18 protein-coding genes are annotated in these 16226 nt (G+C 55.8%); 6 read left to right on the top strand and 12 right to left on the bottom strand.

What is annotated here, in order from left to right:
- Positions 1-4: 4 nt before the first annotated feature.
- The 6 genes from rpmG to ruvX all read right to left on the bottom strand — a co-directional run bounded on the left by rpmG (position 5) and on the right by ruvX (position 3231).
- The gene (gene rpmG, locus G536_RS0118370) at positions 5-187 is read right to left on the bottom strand and encodes a 50S ribosomal protein L33 (RefSeq protein WP_022825071.1); all 183 of its coding nucleotides are present in this window, start codon (positions 185-187) and stop codon (positions 5-7) included.
- Between the two features lie 279 nt (positions 188-466).
- A complete protein-coding gene (gene rpmB, locus G536_RS0118365) occupies positions 467-706 on the bottom strand; it encodes a 50S ribosomal protein L28 (RefSeq protein ID WP_022825070.1) in 240 nt (79 codons plus the stop codon).
- A 174-nt stretch (positions 707-880) separates the two neighbouring features.
- Positions 881-1057, bottom strand: coding sequence for a C1orf53 family protein (locus G536_RS32510; protein ID WP_022825069.1), 177 nt, complete (start codon positions 1055-1057; stop codon positions 881-883).
- A gap of 74 nt (positions 1058-1131) precedes the next feature.
- Entirely contained in the window at positions 1132-2115 is a 984-nt protein-coding gene (locus G536_RS0118355; RefSeq protein ID WP_022825068.1) for a zinc dependent phospholipase C family protein, read from the bottom strand.
- A gap of 109 nt (positions 2116-2224) precedes the next feature.
- Positions 2225-2824: a peptide deformylase gene (gene def / locus G536_RS0118350; RefSeq protein ID WP_022825067.1), complete on the bottom strand. Its 600-nt coding sequence runs from the start codon at positions 2822-2824 to the stop codon at positions 2225-2227.
- On the bottom strand, positions 2821-3231 hold the full coding sequence (ruvX, locus tag G536_RS0118345) for a Holliday junction resolvase RuvX (protein WP_022825066.1): 411 nt from the start codon (positions 3229-3231) through the stop codon (positions 2821-2823). The genes def and ruvX overlap by 4 nt, the downstream gene beginning before the upstream one ends.
- Positions 3232-3618: 387 nt before the next feature.
- Between ruvX and G536_RS28725 the strand changes: the two genes are divergently transcribed.
- On the top strand, positions 3619-5301 hold the full coding sequence (locus G536_RS28725) for a S41 family peptidase (RefSeq protein ID WP_022825065.1): 1683 nt from the start codon (positions 3619-3621) through the stop codon (positions 5299-5301).
- 283 nt (positions 5302-5584) lie between these two features.
- Here the strand turns inward: G536_RS28725 and G536_RS0118335 are convergent, their stop codons facing one another.
- Positions 5585-6580 carry a transglutaminase-like domain-containing protein gene (locus G536_RS0118335; protein ID WP_022825064.1) on the bottom strand — a complete coding sequence of 332 codons (996 nt, stop codon included), beginning with the start codon at positions 6578-6580 and terminating at the stop codon, positions 5585-5587.
- Positions 6581-6735: 155 nt separating this feature from the next.
- Here G536_RS0118335 and G536_RS0118330 point away from each other — a divergent pair, with 155 nt between their 5' ends.
- Positions 6736-7944 (top strand): homogentisate 1,2-dioxygenase, encoded by a 1209-nt coding sequence (locus G536_RS0118330; protein ID WP_022825063.1) that lies wholly within the window; start codon positions 6736-6738, stop codon positions 7942-7944.
- Positions 7945-8174: 230 nt separating this feature from the next.
- Complete coding sequence (locus G536_RS0118325; RefSeq protein WP_022825062.1) at positions 8175-8702, top strand: hypothetical protein; 528 nt, start codon at positions 8175-8177, stop codon at positions 8700-8702.
- 124 nt (positions 8703-8826) lie between these two features.
- Here G536_RS0118325 and G536_RS0118320 read toward each other — a convergent pair whose 3' ends face one another.
- From G536_RS0118320 to G536_RS0118295, 5 genes are all read right to left on the bottom strand, one after another.
- The gene (locus tag G536_RS0118320) at positions 8827-9288 is read right to left on the bottom strand and encodes a hypothetical protein (protein WP_022825061.1); all 462 of its coding nucleotides are present in this window, start codon (positions 9286-9288) and stop codon (positions 8827-8829) included.
- A 43-nt stretch (positions 9289-9331) separates the two neighbouring features.
- Positions 9332-10888: a hydroxymethylglutaryl-CoA reductase gene (locus G536_RS0118315; protein ID WP_022825060.1), complete on the bottom strand. Its 1557-nt coding sequence runs from the start codon at positions 10886-10888 to the stop codon at positions 9332-9334.
- Positions 10889-10989: 101 nt separating this feature from the next.
- On the bottom strand, positions 10990-11280 hold the full coding sequence (locus G536_RS30920; protein WP_169515127.1) for an energy transducer TonB: 291 nt from the start codon (positions 11278-11280) through the stop codon (positions 10990-10992).
- 158 nt (positions 11281-11438) lie between these two features.
- Positions 11439-12209, bottom strand: a complete 771-nt coding sequence (locus tag G536_RS30915; protein WP_084708698.1) for an energy transducer TonB — start codon at positions 12207-12209, stop codon at positions 11439-11441.
- Between the two features lie 125 nt (positions 12210-12334).
- The gene (locus tag G536_RS0118295; protein WP_084708697.1) at positions 12335-13207 is read right to left on the bottom strand and encodes a WG repeat-containing protein; all 873 of its coding nucleotides are present in this window, start codon (positions 13205-13207) and stop codon (positions 12335-12337) included.
- Between the two features lie 168 nt (positions 13208-13375).
- Between G536_RS0118295 and G536_RS0118290 the strand changes: the two genes are divergently transcribed.
- The 3 genes from G536_RS0118290 (at position 13376) to G536_RS28710 (ending at position 16205) form a co-directional block, all read left to right on the top strand.
- A complete protein-coding gene (locus G536_RS0118290; protein WP_022825055.1) occupies positions 13376-14191 on the top strand; it encodes a phytanoyl-CoA dioxygenase family protein in 816 nt (271 codons plus the stop codon).
- Positions 14192-14276: 85 nt separating this feature from the next.
- On the top strand, positions 14277-15062 hold the full coding sequence (locus G536_RS0118285) for an SDR family NAD(P)-dependent oxidoreductase (RefSeq protein ID WP_022825054.1): 786 nt from the start codon (positions 14277-14279) through the stop codon (positions 15060-15062).
- A gap of 186 nt (positions 15063-15248) precedes the next feature.
- Positions 15249-16205: a phytanoyl-CoA dioxygenase family protein gene (locus tag G536_RS28710; protein WP_022825053.1), complete on the top strand. Its 957-nt coding sequence runs from the start codon at positions 15249-15251 to the stop codon at positions 16203-16205.
- Positions 16206-16226 lie beyond the last annotated feature (21 nt).

The raw sequence follows: 16226 nt of genomic DNA, 5'->3' as shown, positions 1-16226 counted from the left end.
TCAGTTACTTGATTTCCTTGTGAACGGTCATCTTCTTGAGCACATTGTTGAATTTCTTCAACTCGATACGCTCAGGCGTGTTCTTGCGGTTCTTGGTGGTGATGTAGCGCGAGGTGCCCGGCTGACCCGAGTTCTTGTGCTCGGTGCATTCGAGGATTACCTGCACCCGGTTTCCTTTCTTAGCCATCTCGACGGGGTTTTTGGGATTAAGGACTGCAAAGGTACGGGTCTTTTTGGAATAGACAAGCGGTTGATTGTTAAATAGCTAATTCGTTAAGTAATTGAGTGGTGGTTTGTTGCCAAAACCTCATCCCTCAATACTTATAGCCACAACCGTCTGTAACACCTCGAAATCAACTCCGCCCTTAGCTGGAAAAAGAAAAAGCGCACTCTTAAATCGAAAATAGCTATCCGATTCAGGAATACGCCTTCAATAAATTCGCTTGGTAGTGGGACTTACGCCGGACTAGTAAACGATGAAGCCTTGCTCTTTCGCCTTCTTCAGGACCGACATGATGCCGTTCTTGTTGATGGTGCGGATCGTGCTAGTAGCTACTTTCAACGTCACCCAAGAATCTTCCTCGGGGATGTAGAAGCGCTTCTTCTGCAAATTCGGGTAGAATTTGCGTTTGGTCTTGTTGTTAGCGTGCGACACGTTGTTACCTACGCGGGTACGCTTGCCGGTCAAATCACAAACTCGGGCCATGATATATGTTATGTTGAGGTTACAGTGCTGGAAACAGGGCCGCAAATATCGGCATAAGTTTGATAGAACCAAACATGCACGGTAAAAGGATGAGAGATAATACGATAAAAGAAGAAGGGCGAGGCAAAGAAACCCGCTACTGGCAGTGTTTCCAGCTTGGTTTCGGGCCCTCTCCTACTGTTTACCTTTCGTGGCCGAATCTTTCTTTGGCCACGGGCAATGCCGGCAGCCGTTGCCGCAGCAGTTCCCGCGCCGCCGGTGGTACTGCTCCGTGAATACCATATAGCCTTCCGGCGTGAAGTAAAAGTCGCCGGGTTGAAGCGGCTGGGCCTGGAACGTGGAATCGGGCATATAGGGTAGGCAGCAAACGGACAGGCGGTAAAGTTCCGGTCCGGTTCGCAATTGCCACTACTGTTTGTTGCGGTTTATTCTTCGTGGCCGTGAATAGTGGCGGTGGGAGCTTGCTGCTGCTCTTTGGCTTCTCGAGCCAGCCGGAGTTGCTCTTTCTGGGATGGCTGCTTGGGCAACGCATCCAAGTCGGGCTGGCCAGCATCCACCCAACAGGTGTACCAGAACGCCCCAATCAGGCGCTGGGCCAGCCGCATCTGCCGCTCCACTTGGCCCGCCAAGCGCTGGTGGTACTCCCGGCTGAACTCCTTGGAGTACACCCGCACCGTCTGGTTGCCCCGCTCCTCAAAGCCGTACTTTTTATCCTCGGCAAACTTTTCGGTCAACTCCTTCTCGAAGTGTAGCACTGAATCCAGAGCCGCATTGGAGCGGCCCACGGTGGCCCAGATGGTTTCGGAAGGCCGCTCCAGATATGGTGCCGGGCCGGTGAAGAAGTCGTAGTTGGCCGCCAGGATTTCGGGCAGGCGCGATTCCCAAAGGCCGTGAATCCCGCGCTGGCCGGTAAGTTGGCCGTTGTAGTTGTGCGTGGTGTGCAGCGGCACGCAAGCATCGGCAATGTAGTGGCCCAGGTCGGCCGACAAGCTCAGAATTCGGTCGGCGTCGCGGGTGCGGAAGGCCTCGGTGAGCTGGCTTTTCATGCGCACCACTTGCCAGGGCACAATGCCGTGCTTCATTAGCGAGTCTTCGCCATATTTAGCTACGGCATCGGCGTACGAGCGGGGCAGCTTCGTCAGGGCTGAGTCGCCGTACACATCGGCATCCAGAAAGTGGCGGGCGGCTTCGCCGGGTACTACCGCCCGGCGTGAGTCGGGGCGGGTGGCGTTTTCGGTGAGGTACTCGATGTTGGTTTTGTAGAAACCAATCATTTCGGGCGGCAGCGTGAATATGGCCAGCCTATTGAGAAGCCGATGCCCGAAGAAGCCCCACGCCTGTGGCTGGTGCGGCAATAGCAGTAACGGTAGCAGAAAGAGTGCAAATAGAATCTTGCGCAGATACTTCATAACTTAATCAACCCTACAAATAAGTCAATAGACGACAGGTAGCAATATGCAAAAAAAGAGCCGTACCTCATTCGGCACGGCTCTCCTTAACCCTCTATCGGCTATTGTATTAGCGCCGGCCTTGGCCCGCGAAGCGCATGCGGTAATCGGCATTCACGTCGCCTTTGCTGATGCGGTTGAGCTTGCCTTTGATGAGCTGCTTTTTGAAGCCCGAAATCTTATCAGTGAACAGCACACCTTCCAGGTGGTCGTACTCGTGCTGGATGACGCGGGCCGTCATGCCGGAGAAGGTTTCCTCGTGGGGCTGGCGGTTTTCGTCTTCGTAGCGCAGCACGATGGTTTCAGGGCGATACACCATTTCGCGCACGCCGGGAATGCTCAGGCAGCCTTCCTCGAAACCCCATTCCTCGCCGGTTTCGCTCACCATTTGGGGGTTGATGAAGGCGCGCTTCACACCCTTCTCGGCGTCGGGTAGCGGCTCGCCGGTTTCTTCATCCTCGTTGTCCATCATCGGCTCCGAGTCGATAACGAACAGGCGGATGCTCTTGGCAACCTGGGGCGCGGCCAGCCCTACGCCGTGGGCGTGGTACATGGTATCGTACATATCGTGCACGATTTGCTTGAGTTCATCGGCCGGAAAGTCGGCGGGAATGTCTTTGGTGCGGGTTTTAAGCACTGGGTCGCCGAAGGCAACAATAGGGTAAATCATCGGGATTCAAGAAAAGATTGCAGAATGATAGTAGCCGACACCCGGTCGACGGTGGCTTTGTCGCGACGGTCCTTTTTGCTGAGGCCGCCGGCCAGCATGGCCGCGTGGGCCATACGCGAGGTATACCGCTCGTCTATTTCGTGCACGGGCACCTCCGGAAACTCACGGCGCAAGTTCCGCACCAAGCCCACTACGGCGCTGGTGCTGTCGGTGGCTTCGTTGAGCAGCGTTTTGGGCATGCCCACCACCAAGGCGGCCAGCGGCTCGCGCTGGTGGTAGGCTTTCAGGTAGGTTAGCAAGTCTTTGCTGTGTACCGTGTCGAGGGGGGTGGCAATGAGCTGGAGTGGGTCCGTTACGGCTAGCCCGACGCGCTTATTGCCATAATCAATGGCGAGAATACGGCTCATGACGGCAAGACATTCAGGGTGAGGCTCCAGCGCGGCCACTGTGGCTACAGCCGCAAAGGTACGACCAAGCAACACAATCAGTAACACAGAATTACTTCACTCACCGGTCAGAACAATCCGGTCGGCCGAGTACTCCGTACTCTTGGCCGAAACTGCGCAGTATTAATAAATTCATAAACTACATTTGTCCCAGCTACTCACTACAGCACATTTTCAAAAATATATTCTTTTGTTTTCAGAGAATTTGACAAGTTTTACTACTATCAAAGTTTAGTTTTATCAGAAAAATCACAAGTATATTATCAAGCACCGCATTCTTATTAAAGTTTAATATATCTTATCTAACAAGTACTCCTATAGCCAGAAACTCTACTCTCTAACCGTCTCATGACTTCAGCGCCCAAGCCACAACCGGAGCTTACTCCGGAAGCTCCGCTCCGCCATATGCGGCGGCGGGTTCGGCAGCCTCTGCTGCTGGCTTTGGCGCTGGGGTGTGGGATGTTGCTGGGCTCCAATCCGTTTCGGCCATCCAGCCAAAACCCGGATGGCACGGTGCGCGGCTACCTGAGGTTCAAGGAGATTCTGAGCTACGTGGACCGCGACTACGTGGACTCGGTGGATGCCGAGGCGCTGTCGGATTATGCTATCAGCCGGATGCTGGAGCAACTCGACCCGCACTCCACGTTCATTCCGGCCAAGCAACAACAGCAGGCAGCCTCTTTCCTGCAAAGCGACTTTGACGGGGTGGGGGTGGAATTCAACATTTTCCATGACACCGTGACGGTGGTGGCGCCGCTCAGCGGTGGGCCGGCGGAGCTGTCGGGCCTGCAGCCCGGCGACCGGATCATGGCCGTGAACGGCGAGCGGGTATCGGGTATTCACATCACCACCGAGCAGATGTTTGGCAAGCTGCGCGGTATCCGGGGCTCGAAGGTGGTGTTGCAGTTGCTGCGCCGCCATCAGGTGAAACCTATTAACGTGGCCCTGATTCGCAACCGGATTCCGAACAACTCGGTGGACGTGGCTTATCTGCTGGACAAGCAAACCGGCTACATCAAAATCAGCCGTTTTGCCAGCGGCACCTACGACGAATTCAAGCAGGCACTGGGCGACTTGCGCCGCCAAGGCATGACCAGCTTAGTGCTGGATTTGCGCGGCAACCCCGGCGGCTACCTCGACCGCGCCACCAAGCTGGCCGACGAGTTCATCGGGGGTACCCGCAAACTGGTGTACACCGACGGCAAAGGCGACCAGTATGATACCCAGACGTTTTCCAGAGTAGCCGGCGAGTTCGAGGAAGGCCCGCTGGTGGTGCTGGTAGATGAAGGCAGCGCCTCGGCCGCCGAAGTGGTAGCCGGCGCCTTGCAAGACCACGACCGGGCGCTGGTAGTAGGCCGCCGCACGTTCGGAAAGGGGCTCGTGCAGCAGCCGATTGCGCTAAACGATGGCTCGGAACTGCGCCTGACTATTGCCCGCTATTACACACCTTCGGGCCGCAGCATTCAGAAGTCGTATCGGAAGGGGCTGGCGGCGTACGAGCAGGACCTCCAGAACCGGCTGCGACACGGGGAGTTGTTCCACGCCGACAGCATCCGCTTCGCCGACTCCTTGCGCTACCACACCGACCACGGCCGCACCGTGTACGGGGGCGGCGGCATCATGCCCGACTTATTTGTGCCCCGCGACACATCGGCGTTTTCGGCGTACTACACCCGGCTGCAAAGCCACAATCTGGTGCGCGAATACGCTCTGAAATACTTCCAGGAGCACAAAACAGAAATAGAAGCGTTGCGGCCAGAACAGTACCTAAGCACTTTCCGCGTCACCGATGCGCAGTTGCAAGGCTTGGTGGAGTTAGCGGCCCACGATGGAATGCCAGCTAATCCCGCGCATTTGCGGACTTGCGCCAACCTATTGCGCAACCAGCTCAAGGCGTACATCGCGCGCAGCGCTTACGGCAAGGCCACCTATTATGCCGTGCTGCACGAGCAGGACGCTGAAATCAAACAAGCATTGGTAGCCGTGGGCAACGGCTCCGCTAATCCTATCCAAAAACTATCTATGAAATAGGCTTTACCCAATCTATCCAGAGACTTACCCAGACCTATTCAGATTTTATATTTTATAATTAGGTGAGGCTATACTGCGAAATGCCCGGAGCGAGGAACTCCGGGCATTTTGATTTTGGGGTGTATGAAACCGAATAACAGAACGTCATGCAGAGCAGAGCGAAGCATCTCGCGTGCTGATGCTAGAGTAGTAACCCTGCGTCAGCACGCGAGATGCTTCGCTCTGCTCTGCATGACGACAGGCTTTTTTAGCCTAACCCTTGCTACGCTTCAGCTCACCAACTCTATTTGCCTACGTCCTGGTACCGAAACTGGCCTTTTACACCTTCCAAGGGCTTGCCATCGGCTTCGGCGTAGGGGTACACGAAGTAGTTGAGCGGTGCACCTTCCTGCCGAGGGTTCAGCACCAAGTCGCGGCCGCGGGTAAGTTCCACGCGGTTTTCGTCGTGGGCCCCGAAGAAGTAGGTGCGGCGCGAGGGGTCCTTGGCGGCTTCGGAGGCATCGACGGGCACCCAGCCGGTTTGCTTGGTGTAGAACTCGGCCCAGCAGTGGTAGCCTTTGATTTCGCCGGTGCCCCGCTCGGTAGGCAGCGGAAAGCCAATGCTGAACCGGGCCGGAATGCTCAGGGCGCGGCAGTAGCCGATGAACACGGCGTGGAAATCGGTGCAGTTGCCGCGGCGGGCGTCGCAGGCGTAGTAGATGTCGCCGCGGCCCCATCCTTGGCCGGTTTTGTCGTAGGTGACGGTGCTCACGACGTGCTCATAGATGGCGCGGGCTTTTTCGAGGTCGGTTTTGGCGTTGGCTTTCGTTACCACTTCCTGCGCCCAGCCTTTGATTTTCGGGTCGAGGGGCACGAGGCGGTCTGGGGCCAGCCAACGGGTCATGTTTGGGTCAGGGGCATCAGTGGGGCGCACCTTTTTAGTGGTGGCACCGGCCAGAAACGGGTTCTGATGCTCGCGGCGGGTGGCCTGAAACTGCATATCGACGGTAAGACCAGCGGCTTGCGCGGCAGGTACTTTCAGGTGCAGCACCTTGTTGCCGAGAGGTGCATCAGTGATGGTATAGGCCGCTTTGGTATTGATTTTCAACTCCCGGATATCCTGCGAGGCATCGGGGTGCGGAATGGGCAGCCACAGTTCCACCGAGTCGGTGCCAGCGGGGGCGGCGGGCAAGGTGGCGGTGTAATCGAAGGTGAACGTGCGCACCCGGGGCGTGGATGGGCGCGAGTTGAAAGACGGTAACAGCGCCAACGCGCTAATCAGCCAAGGAAATAAGGTCATAAGGCAATGGTAGTCAGGCGGGAGAAGCAGCCGGTAGCTGGCCTATGCAAAGGTACGGCCCCGGCCGCCGATAGATGCGGCTGTTCCTAAACCTTCTTACCTTCAACCCACCAAGCTCTACCCATCCATCTTCCACCCAAACCCACTCTGTTCGTATGGCTTACTACCACCGCCTCGGCCAGATTCCGCGCAAGCGCCACACCCAGTTTCGCCAGCCCGATGGCACGCTCTACGCCGAGCAGCTGGTGGGCACGCTGGGCTTCCACGGCGTCTCGTCGCTGCTCTACCACCAGCACCCGCCCACCGACATCCGGCAGGTAGGCACGCCCGAGCCCTACAGCCCCAAGCTACTGAAAGACCGGCCGTTGCAGCCCAGTCACCTTCGCACCCTGGCCCAAACCACCACCGGCGGCGACTATCTGGCCGCCCGCCAAACCATGTTTGGCAACGCCGACGTGACGCTCAGCATCTGCAACCCCACCGAGCGGCGCATGGACTACTACTACAAAAATGCGCTGGCCGACGAGGTGATTTTCGTGCACGAAGGCCGCGGCGAGTTGTGGAGCCAAATGGGCAAAGTGGTATTCGAGCCCGGCGACTACGTGGTGATTCCGCGCACCATTATTCACCAATTCCACTTCGAGGAAGGGCCGGTTCGGCTGCTGATAATCGAGTCGTTTAGCCCGGTGGAAACGTGTCGGCGCTACCGCAACCACTTCGGGCAGTTGCTGGAACACTCGCCGTATTGCGAGCGGGACATTAGGCCGCCGAGCGAGCTGATAACCGATGACGTGCGCGAATCGGGCGAGTACTTGCTGAAAATCAAGAAGGAAGGTCAATTGCACCACCTCACTTACGCCCACTCGCCTTTCGATGTGGTGGGCTGGGATGGGTACTTCTACCCGTATGCTACCAGCATTCATGATTTCGAGCCGATAACCGGCCGCCTGCACCAGCCGCCACCCGTGCATCAGCATTTCGAGGCCAACAACTTCGTGATTTGCTCGTTTGTGCCGCGGCTGTTTGATTACCACCCACTCAGTATTCCGGCGCCTTACAACCACTCCAACGTCGATTCGGATGAGGTGCTGTACTATGTGGCCGGCAATTTCATGTCGCGCAAAGGTGTGGATCTGGCTTCGTTTACGTGGCACCCGAGCGGCATTCCGCACGGGCCGCACCCCGGTACCGTGGAGGCCAGCCTCGGCAAGAAGGAAACCCACGAGCTAGCCGTGATGGTGGATACGTTCCGGCCGCTTTACCTCACCGAAACGGCGCTGCAATACGTGGATGCGCGCTACCCCATGAGCTGGCAGCCCGGCTTCGTACCCGATCCACCCAAGTCTGCCGATATGATGGACTGAGTGGTGAAATGGTGGAATAGCGAGTTTTTGTTCTGGTTGTGCAGTCTGCGTGAGCGGTACAAGCTGAACAACAGCTCGCCATTTCACCATTTCACTAGTTCACCTCTGGCACCCTGCTAGTACAAAATTGCACGCCTTCCTGAACTTGCTCGGGAAGGCGTTTTACTTGCCTTTGCCGTCAGTCTGGCAACTATTTCATGCCGTATATTTCAATATAAAAATCAAACGACATGAAAAAAGTACTGTTCTATATTCCGTTGCTGCTTGTGTTGGTATCGGTAGGTTGCAAGAAGATTGACAAGCTACTGACCTTCTATATTGAAGACTCCCAGAACATCAAAGTTTCGGGCAGCTTTCCATTCGGGCAGTTGGTGCCGCTCACGCCGCTCACGGTCCCAACTAAGTCGGAGGAGAAATTCAGCAACGAGGGCACCCGCGCCGATTTGGTGAAGAACGTCAGCCTGAACCGCCTCACACTCACTGTCACCGACCCGAGTAGCGAGAACTTCGACTTCCAGCGGCGCATCGAAATCTACATCAGCACCGACAACAACGACCAGATTCTGCTGGCTTCATTGCCGCAAGTACCGCAGGGTGTCAAAACCATCACCCTGGACCCCAGCACCGCCGTACTCGACAAGTACATCAAAGCAAAGAGCTACACGCTCACCACCAAAGCAGAAATCGGCAAACCCATATCCAGCGACATTACGCTCCGCTGTGATACTCGCTTCAAAGTCACAGCTGATCCGTTGTAGCCAAGCCGTGTAGCCACAAAAAAGCCCTCGTTCCGTGTGGAATGAGGGCTTTTTTGTGGCTACACGTTTAGTTTGCAGAAAGCGTATTCAAGTGGAAAGCGCAATGTTCAGGCGCTACGTCGTGCTACTTTTTCACGCGCTTCACGAGAGGCATTGTCAGCTCTACATTCACTGGCTTACCGTTCTGGTAGCCGGGCCGGAACTTACCGATGCTAGCAAAGGCGCTGGCCAATGCTGGCTCCGCGGCCGCCGCTTCTTCCGCGCTGCTACCTCCGAAAACTGGATTACGCACGTTACCTGTCTGGTCGATTATAAAAGACACGTAGGACCGACTGCCACTGGCGGCCCCGCCGGTTACGTGGCTGGCAATAAAGTTTTGCAGTCCCTCCTGTCCTCCATCCAAGTACACTGGCATCTTCTCCACGTACTGATACACCTTTTGGCCGTCCAGCATCTTGAATTCGGGTTTGGGCGCCATGGCATTCGGCATGGGCACGGGAGTGGTCTGGGCCGTTGCGGTCGTACCGAGTAGCAGCAAGCCAACCAGAACTGCGCCGGAGAAGCAATGAGTTGTAATGGAAGTCATGGTGAATAAGGAAGTGAAGCTAGTTACGAAGTGCGCTTATCGCCTATCGGTTGCGGCCGTACTGCTCGTGGCTGCTTACCCAGTCGGAGCTGCTGATGGCCGCACCCAGGCTTAGCTCGCCCGCCAATACCACACCGGCCACTATTTCAGCAAATTTATTGACCGTGCCACGGCCTACGCAGCCCAGCATCCGAAGGCACTCGTTTTGGGTGGCCAGGCCGGTACCACCGCCGTGAGTGGCTACAATGAGCGAAGGAATAGTAATGCTCAGGTACAGGTCGCCTTCCTTGGTGACTTCCGAATACAGCACGCCGGCCGATGATTCTGACACGTTGGCCACATCTTGGCCGGTGGCAATGAACATAGCGGTGATACCGTTGGCTGAGTGCGCGCCGTTGTTGTTGGCCCCGCTCAGAAACGCGCCCACGTTGCTGACTTGCCCGTGATAAGCCAGTTGCTCGGGCGTAACGCGCATGCGCTGCTGTAGTACCTCGCGCTTAATTAACGCCTCGGCTACCACGCGCTTGCCACGGGTGCGCATCACGTTGATTTGGGACGCTTTTTTGTCGGTAGCGAAGTTGGATTCCAGGTAAAAGTGCCGGATGGGGGCGCCTTTGTAGTTTTCCAGAATCCAGGAGCAAGCCGCGAAAGTGGCGCGGCCCACCATGTTTTGGCCCGCCGCGTCGCCGGTACTGTAGTTGAAGCGTAGGTAGGCAAACTTACCCGCCAGGTAGGTATCAATATATTGGAGCTTGGCTACGCGCGACGTGCTTTCCGCCTCCGGCCGAATCCGGTCGATTTCCTCGGCTACCCACTGCCCGAAGTCCCGGGCCCCACGGGCATCATCGAACACAAACACCGGGGCGCGCTGCATGGCGTCGCCGATGACGGTGCACTTCACGCCGCCGCACATATTGAGCACCTGGATACCGCGGTTGTAGCTGGCAACCAGCGTGCCTTCGGTGGTGGCCATCGGAATCAGGAAGTCGCCTTGCGCGTGCTCCCCGTTGACGTGTAGCGGTCCGGCCAGCCCCACCGGAATCTGGGCCACGCCCGTAAAATGCTCGCAGTTGCCTTGCAGCGTGTGGGCATCAAACGAGTAGTGCTTGAGGTGCTGGAACTCCTGCCCCGAAAACTCCTCCGCAAAGCGCTGGCGGGCTTGAATGGCGGATTCGGAGTAGTCGTCTTGGTCGTCGCGCGGAATTTTGGTGCGGTTTTCGGGCTGATGCGCAATGGCGTCTTCCACTTCCACAGTCAGGTCGCCGAACGGGTCGGCGGCGAACTGCACTTGCACCCGATGGATGCCTTCGGAGAGCTGCTCGGTGGCCAGATGGAATGTGGCCGCCTGCCCCACCGGCAGCGTAAAGCCGGCGCTGTCGGCGTTGAACACGGTGGCCGGCCGCACGTCGCCGTTGCCCAAATCCAGCGCAATCTGCTCCACCCCAATCTTCACGCCATCAAGCTGCACATGGTCGATGCGGGTGATGCGCACCGTATCAAGGCGGTTTTTGATGCTGAAGGCTACGCCCTCAGGCGTATTGTGCAAGCTGCCGCGGGTGTAGAGCAGCTTGAGCAGCATGGGGCTAGGCGTGAAAATCATAGGAGGGCTGAGCGAGTGGGCGTGGAACGATGCGAGCGGGAAAGTGCGAATTTTTCGGGGAATGGAGAATTAGATGAGTAAAGAGGCGCAAGCAAACTGCTCTACTTTCGTTTTGGAGGAAAGAAGACGGGTACTGTATAAGAAATCTTGCTTGGTATACCTCGCTCCACATAGGGAGTGAAGTCACCCAATAGTTTAACCACTCTGACTGCCTCCTCATCAAAAGGCTTTCCAAGACCTCTTTGCAGGTATACAGCTGTTACTTTTCCAGTTTCAGTGATTACAAAAGAAATAAATACTTTTCCGCTCTCATGGTGTCCAGCAGGATACCGAGTGTTAGCGGCAATGAAACGCATCAAGCCTTCGCCACCGCCATCTTTGTAAACTGGCATCGGAGGGAAGTAGCACACAATCTTGTTTTCCGGGCCATCACTCGACTTGCTAGTAGCAGCAGTCTCACTGGTTAAAGGTTTCCGTAGCTGCGCCCACGCCTTCCCATTCGCTAAGCACACCCCGCATATCAGCAGCGAAAAAAGCAGCCTGTACATTGCTAGTCGCGCTTGAAAATGACAGGGACAGTGTAGCGCACATCTACTGGCATCTTGTTTTGCCGACCCGGCTCAAACTGCCCATCCAGCATCTGTATCACCCGCAAGGCTTCGGCATCTAATGACGGAAAGATGCCTTTCAGCACTGTTGCGTCACGTACCCTACCGGTTTTATCAACAACAAAGCCGATAAATACCTTACCTTCTGCGTCTAGCATTCCACTACCCGCAGGCCAGCGTACATTCTTTTGTATGAATTGAATTAGCCCTTCTGTCCCGCCATTCTTATAAACCGGCATCTGCTCCACATAGCCGTATACCTGCTGCGCATTAGGGTTAGGTGCGGGTTCTGCCACAATACCGATTGACTGTTCTATAACCTTTGTTTGGGGTTGAGCAGGTGTTTTCAACGCTTTTCTAGCCAACGGCTTACTTGGTTTTTGCGTGACCGACGTGTGCGTAGCCTTCTGCGCCCATGCCTCGCCGCGGGTCAACCCCAGCCCACACACCAGCACCAGCGCCACCAGAAACCGCCGCAGCTTTGGGCGCAACTGTGGTGTGGGCGCAAGTTGGCTTTGCCGGAATCGACCACATATGCGGCCATCAGGAGAGGTTTGAAAGGCAGCTTTGAGGTCGGTTTGAGTGCGGGAGGTGAAGTCGATGACGGTGCGGTTGCACTGGGTGCAATGGTGGCCTTGCTCCACCGGAGTCATCTGCTGCCAGTCTTCGTGGCAGGCGTTCAGGCGGACGTTGAGGATGGGCAGGTCAAGCACGGCAGCGGCAAGCTAGGGAGGCACAGAATACAGGAAGCAGTTGAAGTTAAACGACTGAAATTCACTTCTTCGTATTAGGCAACCGTAGGACTTATGCACCCGGCAAAGCGTTGCGCTCCTGAGACTTACTCCTGCCAGTATTCCCGGCCGTGGCTGTCGAGGTAGCCGGGTTTGCCGTCGAGGGTGGTTACGCGGGCTACATCGGCCACAAAGGGCTCGGCGGCGGCGTATTGCAGCCTGGTCAGCAGCTTACCATCGGGAGCTAGATAGCCAAAACGGCCAGCCTGCTCTACCACCGGATACGCGAAGCCGTTGGCGGCCGTGGCTTGAACGGCATCATACACTAGCGGCAGCGTAAGCTGGCCTTCGCCGTTGAGTACGCCCCATTTTGCGCCCTCCCGCACCAATAGTAGCCCATCGTGGTGCAGGTCCCGGATTTCGTCGTACTCAGCGGGCACTACGGTAGCGGAACCCACCGTGAAGCGGAAACCGAATTTGCCCTGGCGGCGCACTAGGTCGCCCTGCTCTAGGTAATCAGTTTCCAACTCGGGTTCGGGTGGCGTACTCAGGCGCTGCCCATCAGGGCCGATGGCGAAGGTTTTGCCAGCCAGCTCCACCGTAGCGCGCCCCTGCTGGAAATTGCTGGCGCGGCTGTACTGCAGTAGAGTGAGGGCGCGGCCCGTGGTGTCAATATAGCCGTAGCGTGGGCCCTGCCGTACCCAGGCGGCACCTTCTACAAAAGGGCCGGCATCATCATAGGCTAGCGGCAGCACTAGGTGCCGTTGGGCATTGGCGTAGCCCCAGCGGTTACCGTGCCGGAACGGGATAAGACCCGGGCCAGCCGTTTGGGCCAGGGCCTCATTGAGCAGCAGGCCCCATACAAAAATTCCCGCCACCACCTGCCGCCATCGAACCAAAACAGACTGAAAACCACGCATTGCCACGAAAGTACGCACACCCACAAAACCTATCGGCACCGGGCCGGTTGATTCACACATTCTTCACCCCATAACTTGAATTTTGCCTCGGCTTCTCACCCTTCGGTGTTGACCTCTTTTTGTTTGTTGCCCTAATTTTACGCCGCTACAAGCCCAACCGGTGGCTGTCGGCGCTTGCTCTTGTATCTTTGTGCCCGCAGGCGCATTCTCTGGTCGCCTCCGCTCCCTATGTCTTCACTACAGAATTATCCACGCTTTACCTTGGGCTCCGCTCTCACGGCGGAGCAATTGGCGTTCTTTCAAAAACACGGTTTCCTGCATTTCAAGGGGTTTGCCGACCTCAGCACGGTGCAGCGGCTGCTTCGGGCTTCTGAGCAGGTGCAGAAGCAGTGGCTAACTGAGGGTATCCAGAAAGTGAATGGAGTGCCCATCAAATACGGCAAAGACGTAGATGGCGCGCCTATTGTGCAGCGTTTTGCCTTCGCCAACCACTACAGCCCCGAGCTGAGCGAATTCCTGGAGGATCCGCGCTTTCAAGCCCTGTTTTCACTGCTGGAAGCGCCCGGCGGCCGGGTGGGCATCAACGAGAAGGATGGCTTGGTTATCAACCACTACGTGAACGTACCTGGCAGCGAATTCTCGCAAATGGGCTGGCACACCGACTCATTGCGTGACGTGTTTTACGGCAAGCGTATCGGGCCCATGCTCAACGTAGGCTTCCACCTAGATGGCACACCAGCTACCAACGGTGGTTTGCGCTTGATTGCCGGCACGCACCGCCAGCCCCTGCGCGAGATGCTGTTCCGCAAGAAGTACTACAAGGACGTTAGCCACGACCCCAACGAAATAGCCGTGGAAACCGAAGCCGGCGACCTGACCGTGCACGATGGCCGTATGTGGCACCGCGTAGCACAGTCGCCGCTGGTGGGTGAGGTATCGCGCCGCCGCGTGATGTACATTCCCATCTTGGCCGGCAAATACCAGCCCAAGTCGGAAAACAGCCCCACGCCGTTTTACCTGCGGTTTCTCCACTTAGTGAAATAGTGAGGTGGTGAACTGGTGAGTTTGACGCCTTATTGAGCCACCAGAACATCAAACTCACCCGTTCACCACCTCACTATTTCACCTTATGCCTACTGCTCTCATTACTGGCGCTTCCCGTGGTATCGGTCGGGCGTTTGCCACCGAACTAGCTGGCCGCGGCTACGACGTACTGCTGGTAGCCCGCTCCGCCGACCAGCTGGAACAGCTAGCCACCGAGCTCCAGCAGCAGCACCGCATCAAGGCCCACACATTGCCCTGCGACTTGGCCGCGCCCGGTGCCGCCGAGCAAGTAACAGAATGGGTGAACCACCAGACCCAGGAGCTAGTGGTATTGATAAACAATGCGGGCTACGGTATGTGGGGCCGTTTCGAGGAGCTGACGCTAGCCGAGCAGCAAAGCATGCTACAGCTGAACATGCACCTGCCGGTGGCCCTCACGCACCGGCTGCTGCCATTGCTTCACCGGCAACCCAAAGCCTACGTTCTGAACGTGGCCAGCACCGCGGCGTATCAGGCAGTGCCCACACTCACGCTCTACGCAGCCAGTAAAGCCTTCTTGCTCAGCTTTTCGCGGGGGCTGCGCTACGAGTTGCGCGAGTCCGGTGTATCCGTTACCTGCCTGAGTCCCGGCGCTACTACCACCGACTTTGCCGACCGCGCTGGTATGAGCGCCGGGTTGCAAGCCACTGCCAACAAGGTATCCATGACGCCCGCTCAGGTGGCACAGTTCGGTATTGCCGCTTTACTAGCCGGTGAAGCAGAAGTTATTCCGGGAGCCTTGAACAAGATTTCCTCGAAGCTCACCGGCTTAGTGCCGAAAGCACTGACTGAGAAAATTGCGGCGGGCATTTACGAGAAGCACTTGAAATAAATAGTGCTTTCGTCTAAGAAATGAAGCAACGCATACTATATTAGCTTTCTTATTTATTACAAACTCAAATACTCTTTAACCTTATATACAATTGATTTTCAGTGAAGCTCGTCAGTAATTTTATTTGGGGATATTTATCTAAGAATAGCAACTATACCCGGAAATAAACACGCAACTACTTCACTTATGGATGTATACAGAGCCGCCTTCAACGACTGCAATGCATTTGAAGTAGCGCAGGCACTTACAGTTGGAGACGGATATTATGTTTTCAAAGATATAATTGCGGAAGACGCTCTTGCTGAAATACTAAGTTGCATTGAGTTAAAAGAATACCTCGTTAATAACAACAGCGTTGGGGTGGTGCGGGCCAGCAGCATGAATTTTCATTCGCACACGCTGGCGGTTTCCAAATGCTGCTACGACCTAGTTACCCACGAGAAGGCAAGGGCTATATGCAGCAGCTTTTTTGCTGGTCCTCATAAGATTAGCAATCAGCGCATTTTTGAAACGCATACCAAGGCACACATGCCTTGGCACACCGACAATAATCTTCAGGACGGCAATACGTTCAAAGGCAAACATGAACTGCCGGGTATTCTATTTCTATTTTATTTATCTGATGTATCCGAAATTAACCCGTTTCAATTAATTCCTGGGTCACATAAGTGGTCGGCACAGCATAACCAGCGCTTTTTTGCTGATAAATACATCGACCAAACTCACAGCACCGATATTGTATCTGTGAAAGCGCCGAAGGGAAGTTTGATTTTGTGCAACACCCATTTAATTCATAGGGCAAAACCTTTTGACGTACCGGGTTTCAAAAGAAAGACCTTTCTCTTTCAAATTGATGCCGTTTCGGAAAACCACCTCGGGCACGGCGAACAGTTGCTAATTAACCCGTCTTTTGTAGACAATACCGACCCGGCAATTCTGAAATATTTAGGGTTCGGCTCGAAAGCCAATTACCCAACGTTTCCACAGACATCAGTGGCTACAATGTCGCCCCAGGACTTGTGGCTATTGCAAAAGAATATTCTACCTAAGACCATTCGGGGTTTGGCATTATCCTTCCTCAAAAAGGTATTGCCCAGCACGGCGCTCATCAGCCTGAAGAACCTAGCTGCGCCTAAACAATAGCGTAACTTCAAGGAGAGGAAG

The sequence above is a fragment of the Hymenobacter norwichensis DSM 15439 genome, from assembly GCF_000420705.1.
GTDB classification, from domain to species: domain Bacteria; phylum Bacteroidota; class Bacteroidia; order Cytophagales; family Hymenobacteraceae; genus Hymenobacter; species Hymenobacter norwichensis.
This window is presented reverse-complemented; position numbering and strand designations above follow the sequence as displayed.

Coding starts and splice junctions, on each gene's coding strand:
- ruvX (WP_022825066.1), bottom strand. CDS start 3,231: ATGAGCCGTATTCTCGCCATTGATTATGGCAATAAGCGCGTCGGGCTA.
- rpmB (WP_022825070.1), bottom strand. CDS start 706: ATGGCCCGAGTTTGTGATTTGACCGGCAAGCGTACCCGCGTAGGTAAC.
- G536_RS0118335 (WP_022825064.1), bottom strand. CDS start 6,580: ATGACCTTATTTCCTTGGCTGATTAGCGCGTTGGCGCTGTTACCGTCT.
- G536_RS28710 (WP_022825053.1), top strand. CDS start 15,249: ATGGATGTATACAGAGCCGCCTTCAACGACTGCAATGCATTTGAAGTA.
- G536_RS0118290 (WP_022825055.1), top strand. CDS start 13,376: ATGTCTTCACTACAGAATTATCCACGCTTTACCTTGGGCTCCGCTCTC.
- G536_RS32510 (WP_022825069.1), bottom strand. CDS start 1,057: ATGCCCGATTCCACGTTCCAGGCCCAGCCGCTTCAACCCGGCGACTTT.
- G536_RS0118330 (WP_022825063.1), top strand. CDS start 6,736: ATGGCTTACTACCACCGCCTCGGCCAGATTCCGCGCAAGCGCCACACC.
- G536_RS0118285 (WP_022825054.1), top strand. CDS start 14,277: ATGCCTACTGCTCTCATTACTGGCGCTTCCCGTGGTATCGGTCGGGCG.
- G536_RS30920 (WP_169515127.1), bottom strand. CDS start 11,280: ATGCCAGTTTACAAAGATGGCGGTGGCGAAGGCTTGATGCGTTTCATT.
- def (WP_022825067.1), bottom strand. CDS start 2,824: ATGATTTACCCTATTGTTGCCTTCGGCGACCCAGTGCTTAAAACCCGC.
- G536_RS0118355 (WP_022825068.1), bottom strand. CDS start 2,115: ATGAAGTATCTGCGCAAGATTCTATTTGCACTCTTTCTGCTACCGTTA.
- G536_RS0118325 (WP_022825062.1), top strand. CDS start 8,175: ATGAAAAAAGTACTGTTCTATATTCCGTTGCTGCTTGTGTTGGTATCG.
- G536_RS0118315 (WP_022825060.1), bottom strand. CDS start 10,888: ATGATTTTCACGCCTAGCCCCATGCTGCTCAAGCTGCTCTACACCCGC.
- G536_RS28725 (WP_022825065.1), top strand. CDS start 3,619: ATGACTTCAGCGCCCAAGCCACAACCGGAGCTTACTCCGGAAGCTCCG.
- G536_RS0118295 (WP_084708697.1), bottom strand. CDS start 13,207: ATGTGTGAATCAACCGGCCCGGTGCCGATAGGTTTTGTGGGTGTGCGT.
- G536_RS0118320 (WP_022825061.1), bottom strand. CDS start 9,288: ATGACTTCCATTACAACTCATTGCTTCTCCGGCGCAGTTCTGGTTGGC.
- rpmG (WP_022825071.1), bottom strand. CDS start 187: ATGGCTAAGAAAGGAAACCGGGTGCAGGTAATCCTCGAATGCACCGAG.